Origin of the sequence: Selenomonas sp. GACV-9, assembly GCA_900116485.1 — a bacterium.
GTDB lineage: Bacteria > Bacillota > Negativicutes > Selenomonadales > Selenomonadaceae > Selenomonas_A > Selenomonas_A ruminantium_G.
Genome location: FPAX01000003.1, coordinates 46,091 through 60,392 on the forward strand (window position 1 = coordinate 46,091; position 14,302 = coordinate 60,392).

Genomic DNA, 14,302 nt, shown 5'->3' on the forward strand with positions numbered 1-14,302 from the left:
CTAATTGTCAAATTTTCCCGAAAAAAATCACAGGTCAAATTAGTATCCCCCCTTGGGGCTTACAAATTATGTGAAAATACTTTAAACTGAAACCGTATTGAGATCTTATTACTTTCTTATTCAATGATAGGAGTGATACTATGCACATTCCGGAAAATTATCTGAGCCCATCCACCTGCGCCGTCTTCGGTGCCGCCATGGTGCCTGTTTGGTGGCTGGCCGTACAGAAAGTCAAGCAGGAAGTCCCCAAAGAGAAGATGCCGCTGCTGGGGATTGGCGCGGCCTTCTCATTCCTCGGCATGATGTTCAACCTGCCGCTGCCGGGCGGCACGACAGGCCATGCCGTCGGCGCCGTGCTGCTGGCCATAATGTTTGGCCCCTGGTCGGCCTGCCTTGCGGTCAGCGTCGCCCTGTTCGTCCAGGCACTCTTCTTCGGGGACGGTGGCCTGCTCGCCTTCGGCGCCAACTGCTTCAACATGGCATTCGTAATGCCCTTTGCTGGCTATGCCATCTATCGCACCTTGCAGCAGAAACTGCCCGGCCACGATCTTATCGCCGCTGGCATCGGTGCCTACGTCGGCATCAATCTAGCCGCCCTCTGTGCTGCCATCGAGTTTGGAATCCAGCCGCTGCTCTTCACCGATGCAGCCGGCCAGGCCCTCTACTGCCCGTATCCCATTGCCATCTCGATTCCAGCGATGATGGCCGGCCATCTGACGCTGTTCGGTCTTGCCGAAGTCGTCTTCACGACAGCCATCCTGGGCTATCTGAAAAAGACTGCCCCCTCGCTGCTTTCGCAAACGGCCCAGCAGGCAGAGGCGGGCATCAAGGCTGTCTACGGGCTGGTCGCTCTGCTGATCATCGGCACGCCCCTCGGACTTTTGGCCACAGGTACTGCCTGGGGTGAGTGGGATCCTGAGGAGCTCGCCGAGCAGGACTTCTTAGGCTCAGCCCTTGGCTATACACCGGCTGGCATGGAAGACGGCTTCTCCTTTGATGCCCTGTTCCCCGACTATGCGATTGCCGGACTGCCAGAATCCTTCGGCTATATCCTTTCGGCCATCATCGGCACGGCACTTCTGGTGCTGACCTTCAAGATTCTCGCGTCATTTATCCACAAATCTACCGATTATGACGCCTCCATTGCCAAACACTAAGGGGCTTTCTGCATGATAAAACTTCCACCATGGGCAATACAGGAAGAAAACTATCAGCCAAATCGGGACCGGGATTATTTCATCTCCCGGTCTCTTTTGCGTGTGATGACTGTACTGCTCGCCATCCGTCAACAAGCTGGCCATTCACTGCCGCGTTATATTTCCGCCAGCAGCGCCCTCTGCTTCCTGTTTTTCTGGCTGCTCCTTTGCGTAACTGCCCATACTAGCGCCTTCCTGCTCTGCGAGCTGGCCCTGACACTGGTGCTCCTATGCCTGCTGCCTGGCCGCATGCTCTGGCCAGCCGTTCAAGCCTCCCTTGCTGCCGCCTTCTTTTCGCTGCTGCTCATCCTGCCAGCCATAGCCCTTGGCAGCGGAGCCCTTGTCCTGCTGCTGCCAGCTAAGACCTTCCTGTCCGTTGCAGCACTCAGCATCCTGCGCTCCCTCCTGCCCTGGAACGAGCTCACGGCAGCGCTGCGCAGGTTTCATGTACCGCAGACTGTCATCTTCCTTTTGGATACCACGCTCCGCTATATCATCCTGCTCGGCGAGATTGCCCGCGACATGCTGACGGCCCTCAAGCTACGCTCCATTGGCAAGAACCGGCACAAGCAGCGCGCCGCTGGCGGCATACTCGGCACCATGTTCCTGCGCTCGAAGGAAATGTCTGAGACCATGTACGAGGCCATGATCTGCCGCGGCTTTACCGGCGAATACCTGCCAGCACGCCAGCAGTCCTTCCGCCCAGGCGACAACCTGCTGCTGCTCATCCACCTTCTCTATCTTTATCTATTCCTGCGACTGGAGGCTATCCTATGATCCATTTTGACGATGTCTGCTATGCCTATGATGGCGAGCCTGTGCTGCGCCATGCCAGCTTCACCATAAAAAAAGGTGAGACCGTCGTGCTGCGCGGCCCCAACGGAGCGGGAAAATCCACGCTGTTGCGCATGCTGAACGGCCTCATCTATCCAGAACTTGGTACTTATCATTTTTGTGACACAAAGATTACCGCCGACAAGATGCGCGACCACTGCTACTCCAAATGGTTCCATCAGCAGATGGGCTTCGTCTGGCAGAATCCTGATGCGCAGCTCTTCTGCGCCAGCGTCGCCGAGGAACTGGCCTTCGGCCCCGAGCAGATGGGCCTTGCGCCTGACGAGATAGCGTGCCGCGTCGACGACGCCCTCGAGCTCCTCGGCCTTGCACGTTTGCGCGGACGCGCTCCCTATACGCTCTCCGGAGGCGAAAAGAAAAAGACTGCCATTGCCTCCATCCTGACCATGAACCCCAGCGTCTGGACCTTCGACGAGCCCTTAAGCGCCCTGGACGAAAAAGCCCAGGCCTGGCTGCGCGAATTCCTGCAGGCCCTCAAAGACGCCGGCAAGACATTGATCATTGCCACCCACGACGCGTCACTTAGCACACTGGCCGACAGGATGCTTACCATTCATGCCGACCATTCGGTGGAGTTGCTCTCGTAGCGCCCCGCGGTCAACTTTGCCACGGTCATTCAAGGGCATCCGGGGCAAGAACGCGATGACGCGCGGAACCTCGACGGGGGCAAGCTCATGCCGGATAGCGCGGCGCACATCACTAGCTGCTGCCATCTCCTCTTTTACCAGGAAAGCCGCCAAGGTGCTGCCGCGCAGCGTATCACTATAGGGCAACACAACAGCCGCGCAGATGCCTGGGATTGCCCGCAGCTCATTTTCCAGCCGCAAGGTGCTGATCTTGACGCCGCCTTTATTGACCCAGGCATCGCGGCGCCCCGCAAAGATAAGCTCGCCAGCTTCATTCAGATGGCCCGTATCCTTGACCGAAAAAGGCAACGATACCCCGCTGACATGATAAGGCGTATCGACATAGATAAGGCCATCATGCACCGTCACCGCAACGCCCGGAAACGGCCGCCCCAGATTACACGGGTCACGGTCAGCATCCTCGCAGATGGCATAGGTGATATAGTTCAGCTCGCTGGCCCCGTAGTAGAGGATAAGCGCAGCCTGGGGCAGCAGCTGCTGCAGCGCGCGGATGTTGCGCGCACTCAGCAGCTGCGAGCCAGTGAACAGACACTTTACCGCCGTCAAAGGCGCTGAACGGGCCGCTGCCCAAAGCTGCAGTTTCGTCGGAATCAGATAGATCACATCGACGGCCCACTTGTCCATGAGCTGCGTCCAGCGGCGGCAATGCAAGCCCCGGCTCGTGATGATGGTACCGCCCGCGTAGAGCACCGACAGCAAGGTATTCAGATTACCGGTAAAGCTCAGGCTGCCTTGCAGGAAAAGCCGCGTCTCCCGCGCGACATGAAAGATTGGATTCTGCACAGAAAAAAAGCCAGCCCAACTGTCATAAGTGCGGTACATGACCTTGGGCGTGCCCGTGGAGCCCGAGCTCAGCACACCGAGGATATCGGGCTCGCTATGCGGAATTTTTTCATTCCCAACCAATTGAAATGACCAGTCAAATCCTGACTGGTCATTTTTGTTTGCGGACAGTGACAAGAGTCCCTGCAGACGATTCTCCTGCAGGATAGCCTGCACCTCCTGGGGCCGCAAGCCGTGATGCAAGAGGACCGGCCGCACCGCCAGCGCCTGCAAGGCCAAAAAGGCTGCCAGTTGGCCGGTCAGATTATCGGCCAGCACCAGCACGCTGCCCCCTGTGAGACCCGCAGGCAATCCCGTCTGCCACTTCCCCATCAACCGCTCCACCTGCGCCAGCAGCTGCCGATACGTCCACGACTCCCCATCCACGACGAGCAGCAGCTTATCCGGCTGAACCTCCGCCCAGCTGCGCAGCAGTTCATGATAATTCATTCTACCAACTCCAATGCAATCGCCTCGCCCATACCCCCTGCGCCAGCAATCGACAGAATGCCGCGGCCGCCGCCAGCTGCCTGCAGCGACTTGATAAGATGGGCGAGCAGGATGGCCCCCGACGCACCATACGGGTGGCCGTAGGCCAGCGCTCCGCCAAACCGGTTGTACTTTTCTATGCAGTCTGGATGTGCGCGCTCAAACAGCACATCGATGACGGCGAAGGCCTCGTTGAACTCGATGGCCTGCAGATCCTCATAGCGCCAGCCAAGCCGCGCTAGCAGGCCATCCGCCGTGCGCATGGCCCCGCGCGGACTCTGAGCAGGACTGCCGCCCACGGCAGCCGTGCCCACGATGCGTGCCAGCGGCCGCCGTCCATAACGCCGCAGATAATTGCCCGCTGCCAGCACCGCAAAGGCTGCGCCGTCATTGATCGAGCAGGCCGTCCCTGCCGTAAGGGTCGTGCCCTCGCCCAAGAGCAATGGCAAGCGGTCGAGGAGGCGCTGATTCATATGCAGGCGGATACCATCATCACGCGCCCATCCCTGAACCGGCACGATCACATCCTGCAGGACACCTGTCTTAGCGGCAGCTGCCGCCCGCGCATGCGAGCACAGGGCCCATTTTTCGAGTGCGCCCCGCGTTATCCCCTCTGCTGCCGCCACGCGCTCAGCGCCACGCAGCATCGTATCAGGAGCCATATCGTCGGGGGCGAACTGCGCCGTATAGTATCTGCCATCCCCCTGCGGCGTCAAGCCATAGCGGTCATCCAGCGGCGCGTAGGTCCGCAAGGGCTGCAGCGACGAGCTTTCCAATCCACCCGCAAGCCATATCTCCCCTTGGTAACTTGCGATTTTCGCATAAGCCATCCCTATTGCCGCAGCCGCTGACGCGCACTGCATGTCAATGGTGCAGGCTGGTACCTCCTCGGGAAGTCCAGCCAGCAGCGCCATAAGCCGCGTGATGTTGCCACCAGTTCCCACGGCATTGCCCCCCAGGATGCCATCCACTGCCGTCAGCTCACACCGCCGCAGCAGCGCCTTTACTACCTCAGCCCCCAGCACCTCGGGCCGTATCGCCTTGAACTTTCCGTTCTTGCCGACAATCGGTGTCCGCAGCACATCGAGTACATATACCTCCTGCATACTTAAAGATTTTCCAGCATCTTATTGACGCGCACGCCGATAAATGCCGCCAGCAGCGCCTTCATGATATCGCCGGGGATAAAGGGAAACACCGCCATGACAAGGCCCTGCCAGAGGCCGACCTGCATGACCAGCATCATCGAGATCAAACCGCCCACATACGTGAGAGGCACGCCCACCAGCACTGCCACCAGCGCATAGCGGCGAAACGCGATGGCTTTACCCTTGAGCAGGCTGACCAGCAGACAGACAAAGGGCCAGCCAAAGTAAAAGCCCCCCGTCGGCCCTAAGAGACGGCCAAGACCGCCCATGCCGCCTGGAAATACCGGCAGCCCCACCGCCCCTAAGAACACGTAGGCCGCAATCGTGATAAAAGTAAGTTTCGGCGGCAGTACGAGTGCCGTCACCGTAAGGGCCACCGTCAATGCCGTCACCAGGCCCGGCGTAAATGGCAGCGGAAATGATATGAATGCCGACACACAGCAGAAAGCCAGACAAAGAGCCATCTTCGTCATCTGCCGCGTCGTGAATTTTTCTTCTGGTAATGCCATTGCTGTTTCTTTCTGCATAATAAAGACCTGCCTTAACCGAATAGATTGATTTCACTGCCAGGCAAAAGATGCTGTGCAGCGTTTCCCTTGCAAAAACCTTCCCTTTGACCAGTCAACAAACACAAAACCCGCATACGCCGCATGGGAAAAGCGCATGGAAAGCTTTGCTGTCCCTGCCGGACGCTGCGCCAAGAGCTTTTCGAGCAGCAACAGTCCGGGAATCACGGGCGTCTCCCGCTGATGGATGATATTCGTGTCACCAACAGCTGCTGTAAATCCCCAAACCTCAGCAGCGCTGACCTCCCAACGTTCCAGCTCCGTCTGTTGACTTGTCAAATCTGACTGGTCAACTTTTGACAAATCAACATCTTGCTGGGGCTTATGACCAAGCAGCATGGTCACTAAAAGCTGCTCTCCGCAGGCCTTGCAGCAGACCCTCATAAGATTATGTCGGTCTTTAAGCACCTGCAATTCCTCAACCTGCCTTCTGTCAGTTCCCGCTGACCATTCAGCACGCATGATAGCGGCGCCGGAAAACTTTTCTCCCTGCAGGCGCGCGAGCACCTTAGCCAGTGACCGTAAATGATTCGTACTCATCCCTTGACCTCCCGCAAACACTCTCATTATAAACACCGTTTCTTCTTTCGTCAACCATATGTCGATAATTAAGTTAACCAACTTCATACATAAGATTATTGCTGGTTGCTGTCTTTCCTGCTATACTTATATATTGGATTAATTAGTTATTAAAAATGTTTATAAAAGGGGTTTATTAATATCATGATTCTTAATCGTAAATCGGTAGAGCTGTTGGCACCGGCTGGCACTTGGGATGCCCTCGTAGCTGGTGTTGAATCAGGTGCCGATGCCTGCTACCTCGGCGGCAAGCACTTTAATATGCGCATGCACGAAGGCGATTTCAACTTCGACGACGAGATGCTCAAGAAGGCCATCGCCTACACCCACGAGCATGATGTCAAGCTCTACATCACCCTCAACAACCTCATCAGCGACGAAGAGGTTCCAGCCCTGCGGGAGTACCTCGCTTACCTTAACGAAATCAAGCCGGATGCCCTGCTCGTGCAGGATTTTGCCGTGCTCGAACTCGTTCATGAAATGGGTATCGACATCCCCATCCATACGTCGGTCATGATGAACACCCACAACGAGCATGCCATCGAAAAACTCAAGGAATACGGCATCACCCGCATCGTCGTTGGCCGTGAGATGACGCTCTCCGAGCTCAGCCTGTTCCGCGAGCGCACGGGCATCGAAGTCGAATACTTCATGCATGGCGACATGTGCATGAGCGAAAGCGGCCAGTGCATCCACTCGGGCGTCGTCTTCGGCCAGAGCGGCAACCGCGGCCGCTGCCTCAAACCTTGCCGCTGGGCTTACTCGCTGATTGACGAGGAAACCGGCGAAGTCCTCGATAAGGACAGCGACGGCGCTTACAAGCTGGCCCTCAAGGACATGTGCATGTACCGCTCGATTCCTCAGCTTATCCAGGCTGGCGTCTTCTCCTTCAAGATTGAAGGCCGCATGCGCCCGGCACCGTTCATCCGCCGCATCGTCTCCACTTACCGCAAGGCCATCGATGCTTATCTGGCTGACCCCATGGGCTATCAGGTCGACGAAGAAGGCTGGAAGAGCCTCTACGAGAACCGCGCCCGCGACTTCACGACCACCTTTGCCTTTGGCAGCACCACCAAGGACGACATCGGCATGACCGGCGAGCGCGAGCCGCGTTTCTTCAGCGATGCAGTAAAAGAGGCTGGCTTCCAGGATGAAATCCTCAAGCAGGAGGCCGACATCAACAAGGAAAATGCGGCTCATCGCACCCTTAGCGTCCGCGTAAACACCATCGAGTCGGCCAAGGCCGCTGTCGATAACGGCGCCGATGTCATCTACGTCGGCGGCGAGGCCTTCCGCCCGTTCCGCCCATGGACGCTGGCGGAATACGCCGACATCATCGCCTATGCCAAGGGCAAGGCCAAAGTCGTCATCAACACGCCGCGCACCACCATGCGCCGGGAATGCGGCGAGCTTGAGCAGTTTCTGACGGCGGTTTCCTCCCGTCCGGAGCTTGCCGCCGATGGCATCATGGTCAGCAACCTGGGTTCACTGAAACTTGCCAAGCAGTACACCAAGCTGCCGGTTCAGGCTGACGTTTCGTTTAACCTCTTTAACCATCTGGCTGCCAAGTTCCTCAAGGAGAACGGCCTCACCCAGGTCTGCTCCTCGCTGGAGCTTTCCTTCGAGCAGCTGCGCGAGATCGTCGAAAGCTCCGAGCTGCCCATTGAGACCATCATCCACGGCTCCTACGAGTCCATGATTTGCGACCACAATATCCCCGGCATGTCCCTGCCCCAGTATAACGACCTCGACAATCCCGAGGTGCTCGACCGCCGCTACGCCCTGGTGGACAATGCCAAGGAAAAGCACTCCATCCGCATCGACCAGTTCGACCGCAACCATATCTACTTTGCCAAGGACCTCTGCCTCTATCCATATCTTGCAAAATTCAACGGCATTGCTTCCTACCGCATCGAGGCTCAGGACTACACGCCGGAATTTACGGGCAAAGTCACGAAAATCTATCGTGAGGCCTTAGACGCCCTGGCAGCTGGTCAAGAAATTAACCAGTCAAGACTTGCGGAACTCAAACAGGGCCCCCGCGAGCTTGGCCTTGGTACCTACCGCTTCCGCCAGAGCCGCAATTCCATCTGACCCATATAGCAAAACGCCCTCCGGTAGTGATGTGCCGGAGGGTGTCTTCAGAAAGGATACGTATAAATGGAAGAACAGAAATACATTGGCCCTGAGGCCATCATCGAAAAGAAAAAGAAATATATCATGCCGTGCCTCGCGCATTTCTACTCAAATCCCCAGCAGATGGTCAAGGGCTCGATGCAGTACCTCTGGGACAGCAACGGCAAGAAATACCTCGATATGTACGCCGGAGTATCCGTCATGAACTGCGGTCACTGCAATCCCGAAATCACGGCCAAGATCAAAGCTCAGGTCGATAAGCTCCAGCATGTCTGCAACATCTACCTGACCGAAAACTTCGTCAACCTTGCCGAAAAACTGGCTGAAGTAACGCCGGGAGACCTGCAAAAATCCTTCTTCTGCTCCACGGGCTCCGAGGCCACCGAGGGCGCCCTGCTGCTGGCAGAAGTCTACAGCGGCAACAGCGAGATCATCTCCCTGCGCCAAGGCCTGCACGGTCGCACGAAACTTGGCATGAGCGTCACGGGTCTTACCATGTGGCGCACAGCGCCGACGCCAGTAGGCGGCATCCACTTTGCCCCGAACCCCAACTGCTACCGCTGCCCCATGAACAAGAAATTCCCGGAATGCGACTACGCCTGCGCCAACGCCATCGAAGACCTCATCAAGACGGCAACATCCGGACACCCGGGCGCTTTCATCGCCGAGACGATCCAAGGCAACGCCGGCTGTGTGGTACCGCCGAAGGGCTACTTCAAACGCGTCAAGGAAATCCTGGAAAAATACAACACCCTGCTGATTATCGACGAGGTTCAGACGGGCTTTGCCCGCACGGGCAAGCTCTTTGCCATCGAAAACTACGATGTCGTTCCCGACATCATGTGCATGGCGAAAGCCCTGGGCAATGGCACGCCGATTTCGGCCTTTATCGCCAGTGCCAAGATTGCTGATACCTATACCCGCCCCGGCGCCTCGACGCTCGGCGGCAACCCGGTTTCCTCGGAGGCAGCCCTGGCCGTCCTCGACTACATCGAGGAGCATAAGCTTGCCCAGAACGCCATGGAGCGCGGTGAGCAGCTGCGAGCCGGCCTGCGCGAACTCCAGAAGAAACATCCCGTCATCGGCGATGTCCGCGGCCTCGGCCTTATGGACGGTGCCGAATTCATCCACGCCGACGGCTCCGAGGCCCCCGAAATCCTCGATGACGTCCTAGAGACCCTCAAGGACCGCGGCTTCATCATCGGCAAGAACGGCGTAGGCCGCAACGTCATGGCCTTCCAGCCGCCCCTTGTCATCACCAAAGAAAACGTCGACGACGTGCTCAACGCCATCGACATGGTTCTGACGGAGAAAAACCTCTGATACCACACATAAAAATAGCCCCGCTACATCGTAGCGGGGCTATTTCTATGTCATTTACTCGGCCTCGTGCTCATGCACTTCGGCCTGTTCGTTCTTGAGTGCCTGGATTCCCTGCTGGAATTCCTCCATCGTCAGCGTGAAGTACGGCAGCGTTTTTAAAGCCTCGTATACTTCCTGCTGGGATTTGGCACCATCGAGCTTTTCCCCTACGGATTCTTCCGTCAGGGCATGCAGCAGCATATGCTCGATCTCTGCTAATTCCATTCTGTATTTCTTCCTTTCTATACTGCTGCCAGTTTGACTTGTCAGATGTCAAAAGTCAGACAGCCGCCTCGGCATCATCGTCATTGCTGGTGCTCTGACGTGCCTCATACTCGGGCTGATCCTCAAAGATAACCGTCGGGGCCAGGTAGAAACCGTTGAAGCGCGTTGCGCTGACGCTGGTATAGGAACCCATCTCCGTTACGAGAAGGTTATCCCCCACCTGGAGCTGAGGCGCCATAAAGTCGCGATAGAGCACATCGATGCCATCGCAGCTCGGGCCGGCAAAGACCGACGGCTTCTTCTCCCCCTTGCCAAAGCAATGGAGCGGGTAGGTCCAATGGTCATACATGATGCCTGAGAAGCAACCATAGATACCCTCGTCGAGGATATACCACGGCGTGCCCGCCCGATCCTTGGTGCCGATAACCGAGGTCACGAGGTTGACCGCCGTGCCGCACATGTAGCGTCCCGGCTCCGTCCATACTGCCGTCTCCGGGAACAGGCGGTCAATCTGGCGGTTGATGGCCTCCATCATGGCTGCCAGATCCACCGCAAGCCCATCCGCATCGGGTACCGGGAAACCGCCGCCTATATCGAGATCGGTAAGGTGCATTCCGCGAGCTTCCGCCTCATCGAAAAGATTACGAACTAAGAGCAGGGCCTCTTCATAAGCCGCCGTCGACAGCGACTGGCTGCCAACGTGGAAGCAGATGCCCATCGCATGGAGGCCAGCCTTCTCTGCCTTCTCCAGCAAATCAAGGGCCTCATCCATCGGCGCGCCGAACTTCGTATTGAGGTCGACAAGGGCCTTGTTGTTGCGGACCTGGATGCGCACCAGCACATCAGCCCCCGGCACGTATTTGGCCATCTTGTCGATTTCCGTCACGTCATCAAAGGTGAACCGGCGCACACCATAGACAGCCGCCGCCTGCAGGCCACGCACATCCTTTACAGGATTGGCGTAAATCATCCGCGAACCCTCGATGCCAAGCTCTGCCAGCGCTTCCATCTCGCCAGCCGAAGCCACATCGAAGTGGGAGCCAAGAGAAGCCAGCAGCTTGAGGATTTCCGGTGTCGGATTTGCCTTCATGGCATAATAAACACCAGCACTTGGCAAATGCTTGCGCATAAACTGGTAGTTTTCCTCAACTTTGTCCAGCGATGCGACCAGGAACGGCGTAGGAATCCGCTCTGCCATCTTGTTCATTTCTTTTTCGGTGAGTCTGAAGCTTTTCATAACACATTAACACGACCTTATTGTATAAATTTAAGACCAAAAATTAAAGTTAGTCTCATGAAAGTATTCTATTACAAAATCCCGCATAGAACAAGGGATAAACCGCAATTTTATGCAACTTTTTATCTTCCTGTCAGATTGATTTGCACATAAGTTAGAAAGAGAGTATAATAGGTAGGTACTAAATGAGAGAGGTGTACTATGGCTGATAGATTTTATGAATTGACTGTTGCAGGCTGCACGCGCTCCCTGCCTATCTTGAACGTCACGGATAAACTGGCCATCGCCGGCTTCATCATGCTCGGTGACCCTGACTTGACGCTCGCTTGCGCCAAGGAGCTGGCCAAGAAGGTTCCGGCCAATACCGACATCATCCTGACCGCTGAGACCAAGGGCATTCCTCTGGCTGCTGACCTGGCCCGCGAGCTTTCGATGCCGCGCTATATCGTTGCCCGCAAATCCGTCAAGGCCTACATGGAAAATGCCATCTGGGTCGAGGATATCTCCATCACGACCAAAGGCGTCCAGAACCTTTGCCTCGACGGTGTCGATGTTGACCGCATCAAAGGCAAGAACGTGCTGCTGCTCGACGATGTCATCAGCACGGGTGGCTCGATGAAAGCGCTGCGCGAGCTGACTGAAAAAGCCGGCGGCAACGTTGTCGGCGAAGCTTGCGTACTTGCCGAGGGTGATGCCTCCAAACGCAATGACATCATCTTCCTCGAGCCGCTGCCGCTCTTTGAAGCCCAGAACTGATATAACCACTAAAAAATTCCGCAAAGGCCTTGCGCCCTTGCGGAATTTTTCTATCTGCCAGTCAATCAGAACTTGACCGTGACACCGGCACCAACGCCATTTTCGCGCTTGCCGTTCTCCGGTTTGAAGTTGTGATAGTTGACGTTGAGGTCAACGTTCAAAAGCAGGTTCTTGTTGACACCAACAGCAACCTCGTTGAAGTCCTTGCCTGCCACATAGGAGGCATAGGCATCAAAGCCCATGACCTTCGGCGTGCTCACAGCGACACCGCCGAAGATCTGGTTCTTATCCCCCGGCAAATCCCAGCGATAACCGCCAATCAGCTTGACCTGGGAACCCACCACATCATACTGCATATAAAGGTCCTTCTGGTCGCCATACTGATCGCGGTTGGCCAGCTGGGCACCCACCGTAGCCTTGCCGCTGACCTTATGCTCGATGTAGGACTCCTTCGTGCCTACGCCGATAGCCGTCTCATTTGCTGCCATCTGATTGATTGGCGCTGCCATGACTGCCGACGAACCTAAAAACAACGCACCAAGCGTCAATAATGCTGTCTTTCCCATGGAAAAACTCCTTTCTGGAACACCTAAGAAATACCGTATACTAGCGTAATCGTTTTCGCCGTCACTGTCAATTAACCGCCCATTAAAATCAAGCCGCAACCTCATTCCTGGCGCAGCGCATCATAGAGCTCCACCATGTCCCGGATCCGCTGGACTTCCTGGCTGCCCAGCTCCTGGCTGCGCGCTTTGCCATCTGTCTTGTAATAAACGATAGTCCCTCCGCCAGCTGCCGCAATCCGGCGAAAGGCATCGATCGTCGCCTGATCCGCATTCATCACATAGTTCTCCGACAGCCAGGACGCGTCGGAGGCCATATGCTTATGCAGATTTGACGGGTCAAGTACCAATGTCGTCGTCTGCCCTCCGGCCGTGATGTCAAGCCGGTCGCCCATGATCCAGGCAGTCTGCTGTTCATCGGTAATCGAATAGTAGTAATAGATATCGTTCTTGAGCACACAGATCTCGTTCTGCGTGGCAATAAATGGGCGCAAATAGACCCCCGAGGGCAGCTTTTTCGGCCAGTGATGCTTGTAATACGTCACGCCATTGATTGTCTCTTCCCACATTTCCCCCTGGGCGCGCTCACGGCGCTCTGACGCCTGCTGAGCCCTCTTTGCCTTATCATCGGCAATAGCCCCGTCCTTGGCCTTCTCCACGGCCTCACGGGCCTGACGCCGCGCAGCGATTTCCTGCTGGGCCGCCTGCTCCTGCTGCGCAGCCTGTTCCTCATGCTGGATGCTGTAGGCATAGTAGGCCATGCCGCCTATCACCATGATGAGCAGGTAGAGGATTACCGCCGCTAGGATAATATGCGATTTCTTCACCGTCACCCCTCCTATGAAAAAGAGCCCGGCAGGACAATCCTGTCAGGCTCTTTCCGGATACTCAATCGCGTATCGCTAATCGCTTGTGATTAGTATTTAACGCTGGATTTGAATGCCAGGCTATCGCTAGCAGCAATCTCAATCGTTGCGCCCGTCTGCGGGTTGCGGCCCTGACGTGCATTGCGATGAGCTTTCTTGAACGTACCAAAGCCGATGAGACGGATCTCAGCGTCAGCTTTTACGCTCTCCTTTACCGTTTCGAGCAGTGCATCGACAACAGCTTTCGTATCTTTCTTGGATACGCCAGCAGCCTCTGCTACTTTATCTACCAGTGCGGATTTGCTAAGTACTTCTTTTGCCATAGTGACTAATCCCCTTTCACTTTGATAACACGACGTATTATAGCGAATTATCTTGCATTCGTCAATTATTTTTCTCATTCTGAACGAATTTTTAGCAAAATAGCCTAAAAATCAGCCAACCGTAGTGCGTTCTGCCGCTGCCACGGCATCATTCAGGGCAGCTTCATAGCCAGCAGCATAGCCATCATGCTCACGGCTTTCGCCATAGTCGCGCAGCATATCGAGTACATCCTGCAGCTGGTCATCGGTCCACTTGCTCATCGCGCACATGGTGCCCAATTTATCGATACAAGCCAGTTCTTTTCCCTGTGTGTCTACGGTCATCGTGATTCTCCTTCACCCTCCAGATTTGCCGTGCGAATCAGACATCCACATCGGATTCATGCACGGCACTGATGACAGTATAGCACGGGATTTTTTTCAGAAAAAGTCTTGACTTTTCCCTATCATCATCCCTTCATAAAGTTTACGTAAGCAAACAAATATGCTATCATTATTGTATGATAAGTATGTCAATTACTAGACAAATCAT

The 14,302-nt window shown here is 55.8% G+C and carries 16 protein-coding genes; 6 read left to right on the top strand and 10 right to left on the bottom strand.

The features are described 5' to 3' along the window. Window positions 1-140: 140 nt before the first annotated feature. The 3 genes from cbiM to BM322_RS04595 are packed head-to-tail and all read left to right on the top strand — an operon-like array spanning window position 141 to window position 2,638. Window positions 141-1,157 carry a cobalt transporter CbiM gene (gene cbiM, locus BM322_RS04585; RefSeq protein ID WP_075428739.1) on the top strand — a complete coding sequence of 339 codons (1,017 nt, stop codon included), beginning with the start codon at window positions 141-143 and terminating at the stop codon, window positions 1,155-1,157. A 12-nt stretch (window positions 1,158-1,169) separates the two neighbouring features. Continuing rightward, window positions 1,170-1,973, top strand: a complete 804-nt coding sequence (locus BM322_RS04590) for an energy-coupling factor transporter transmembrane component T (RefSeq protein ID WP_318254532.1) — start codon at window positions 1,170-1,172, stop codon at window positions 1,971-1,973. Further along, window positions 1,970-2,638, top strand: a complete 669-nt coding sequence (locus BM322_RS04595) for an energy-coupling factor ABC transporter ATP-binding protein (protein WP_075428740.1) — start codon at window positions 1,970-1,972, stop codon at window positions 2,636-2,638. The genes BM322_RS04590 and BM322_RS04595 overlap by 4 nt, the downstream gene beginning before the upstream one ends. Here the strand turns inward: BM322_RS04595 and BM322_RS04600 are convergent. From BM322_RS04600 to BM322_RS04615, 4 genes are read right to left on the bottom strand one after another with little or no spacing between them, the layout of a single operon-like run. Then, window positions 2,570-3,970 (bottom strand): AMP-binding protein, encoded by a 1,401-nt coding sequence (locus BM322_RS04600; RefSeq protein WP_075428741.1) that lies wholly within the window; start codon window positions 3,968-3,970, stop codon window positions 2,570-2,572. The two genes, BM322_RS04595 and BM322_RS04600, sit on opposite strands and share 69 nt — an antisense overlap. Beyond that, window positions 3,967-5,115, bottom strand: coding sequence for a thiolase family protein (locus BM322_RS04605; protein ID WP_075428742.1), 1,149 nt, complete (start codon window positions 5,113-5,115; stop codon window positions 3,967-3,969). The genes BM322_RS04600 and BM322_RS04605 overlap by 4 nt, the downstream gene beginning before the upstream one ends. A 2-nt stretch (window positions 5,116-5,117) precedes the next feature. Next, a complete protein-coding gene (locus BM322_RS04610) occupies window positions 5,118-5,684 on the bottom strand; it encodes a biotin transporter BioY (protein ID WP_075428743.1) in 567 nt (188 codons plus the stop codon). Between the two features lie 33 nt (window positions 5,685-5,717). Next, window positions 5,718-6,263, bottom strand: a complete 546-nt coding sequence (locus BM322_RS04615; protein WP_143102177.1) for a hypothetical protein — start codon at window positions 6,261-6,263, stop codon at window positions 5,718-5,720. A 183-nt stretch (window positions 6,264-6,446) separates the two neighbouring features. On the opposite strand from BM322_RS04615, the gene BM322_RS04620 reads away from it, so the two are divergent. Next, window positions 6,447-8,396: a peptidase U32 family protein gene (locus BM322_RS04620; RefSeq protein WP_075428745.1), complete on the top strand. Its 1,950-nt coding sequence runs from the start codon at window positions 6,447-6,449 to the stop codon at window positions 8,394-8,396. Between the two features lie 66 nt (window positions 8,397-8,462). Further along, window positions 8,463-9,761, top strand: coding sequence for an aspartate aminotransferase family protein (locus tag BM322_RS04625; RefSeq protein WP_075428746.1), 1,299 nt, complete (start codon window positions 8,463-8,465; stop codon window positions 9,759-9,761). 54 nt (window positions 9,762-9,815) lie between these two features. Here the strand turns inward: BM322_RS04625 and BM322_RS04630 are convergent, their stop codons facing one another. After that, the gene (locus tag BM322_RS04630; protein ID WP_074514709.1) at window positions 9,816-10,025 is read right to left on the bottom strand and encodes a hypothetical protein; all 210 of its coding nucleotides are present in this window, start codon (window positions 10,023-10,025) and stop codon (window positions 9,816-9,818) included. 55 nt (window positions 10,026-10,080) lie between these two features. Beyond that, on the bottom strand, window positions 10,081-11,262 hold the full coding sequence (locus BM322_RS04635; RefSeq protein WP_075428747.1) for a type III PLP-dependent enzyme: 1,182 nt from the start codon (window positions 11,260-11,262) through the stop codon (window positions 10,081-10,083). Between the two features lie 201 nt (window positions 11,263-11,463). Between BM322_RS04635 and BM322_RS04640 the strand changes: the two genes are divergently transcribed. Next, the gene (locus tag BM322_RS04640; protein WP_075428748.1) at window positions 11,464-12,018 is read left to right on the top strand and encodes a phosphoribosyltransferase family protein; all 555 of its coding nucleotides are present in this window, start codon (window positions 11,464-11,466) and stop codon (window positions 12,016-12,018) included. Window positions 12,019-12,083: 65 nt separating this feature from the next. Here BM322_RS04640 and BM322_RS04645 read toward each other — a convergent pair whose 3' ends face one another. From BM322_RS04645 to BM322_RS04660, 4 genes are all read right to left on the bottom strand, one after another. Beyond that, a complete protein-coding gene (locus BM322_RS04645) occupies window positions 12,084-12,584 on the bottom strand; it encodes a hypothetical protein (RefSeq protein ID WP_075428749.1) in 501 nt (166 codons plus the stop codon). Window positions 12,585-12,685: 101 nt separating this feature from the next. Next, a complete protein-coding gene (locus BM322_RS04650; RefSeq protein ID WP_075428750.1) occupies window positions 12,686-13,408 on the bottom strand; it encodes a hypothetical protein in 723 nt (240 codons plus the stop codon). 89 nt (window positions 13,409-13,497) lie between these two features. Beyond that, entirely contained in the window at window positions 13,498-13,770 is a 273-nt protein-coding gene (locus tag BM322_RS04655) for an HU family DNA-binding protein (RefSeq protein WP_033169776.1), read from the bottom strand. Window positions 13,771-13,881: 111 nt separating this feature from the next. Continuing rightward, on the bottom strand, window positions 13,882-14,094 hold the full coding sequence (locus BM322_RS04660) for a hypothetical protein (RefSeq protein WP_075428751.1): 213 nt from the start codon (window positions 14,092-14,094) through the stop codon (window positions 13,882-13,884). Between the last annotated feature and the right edge of the window lie 208 nt (window positions 14,095-14,302).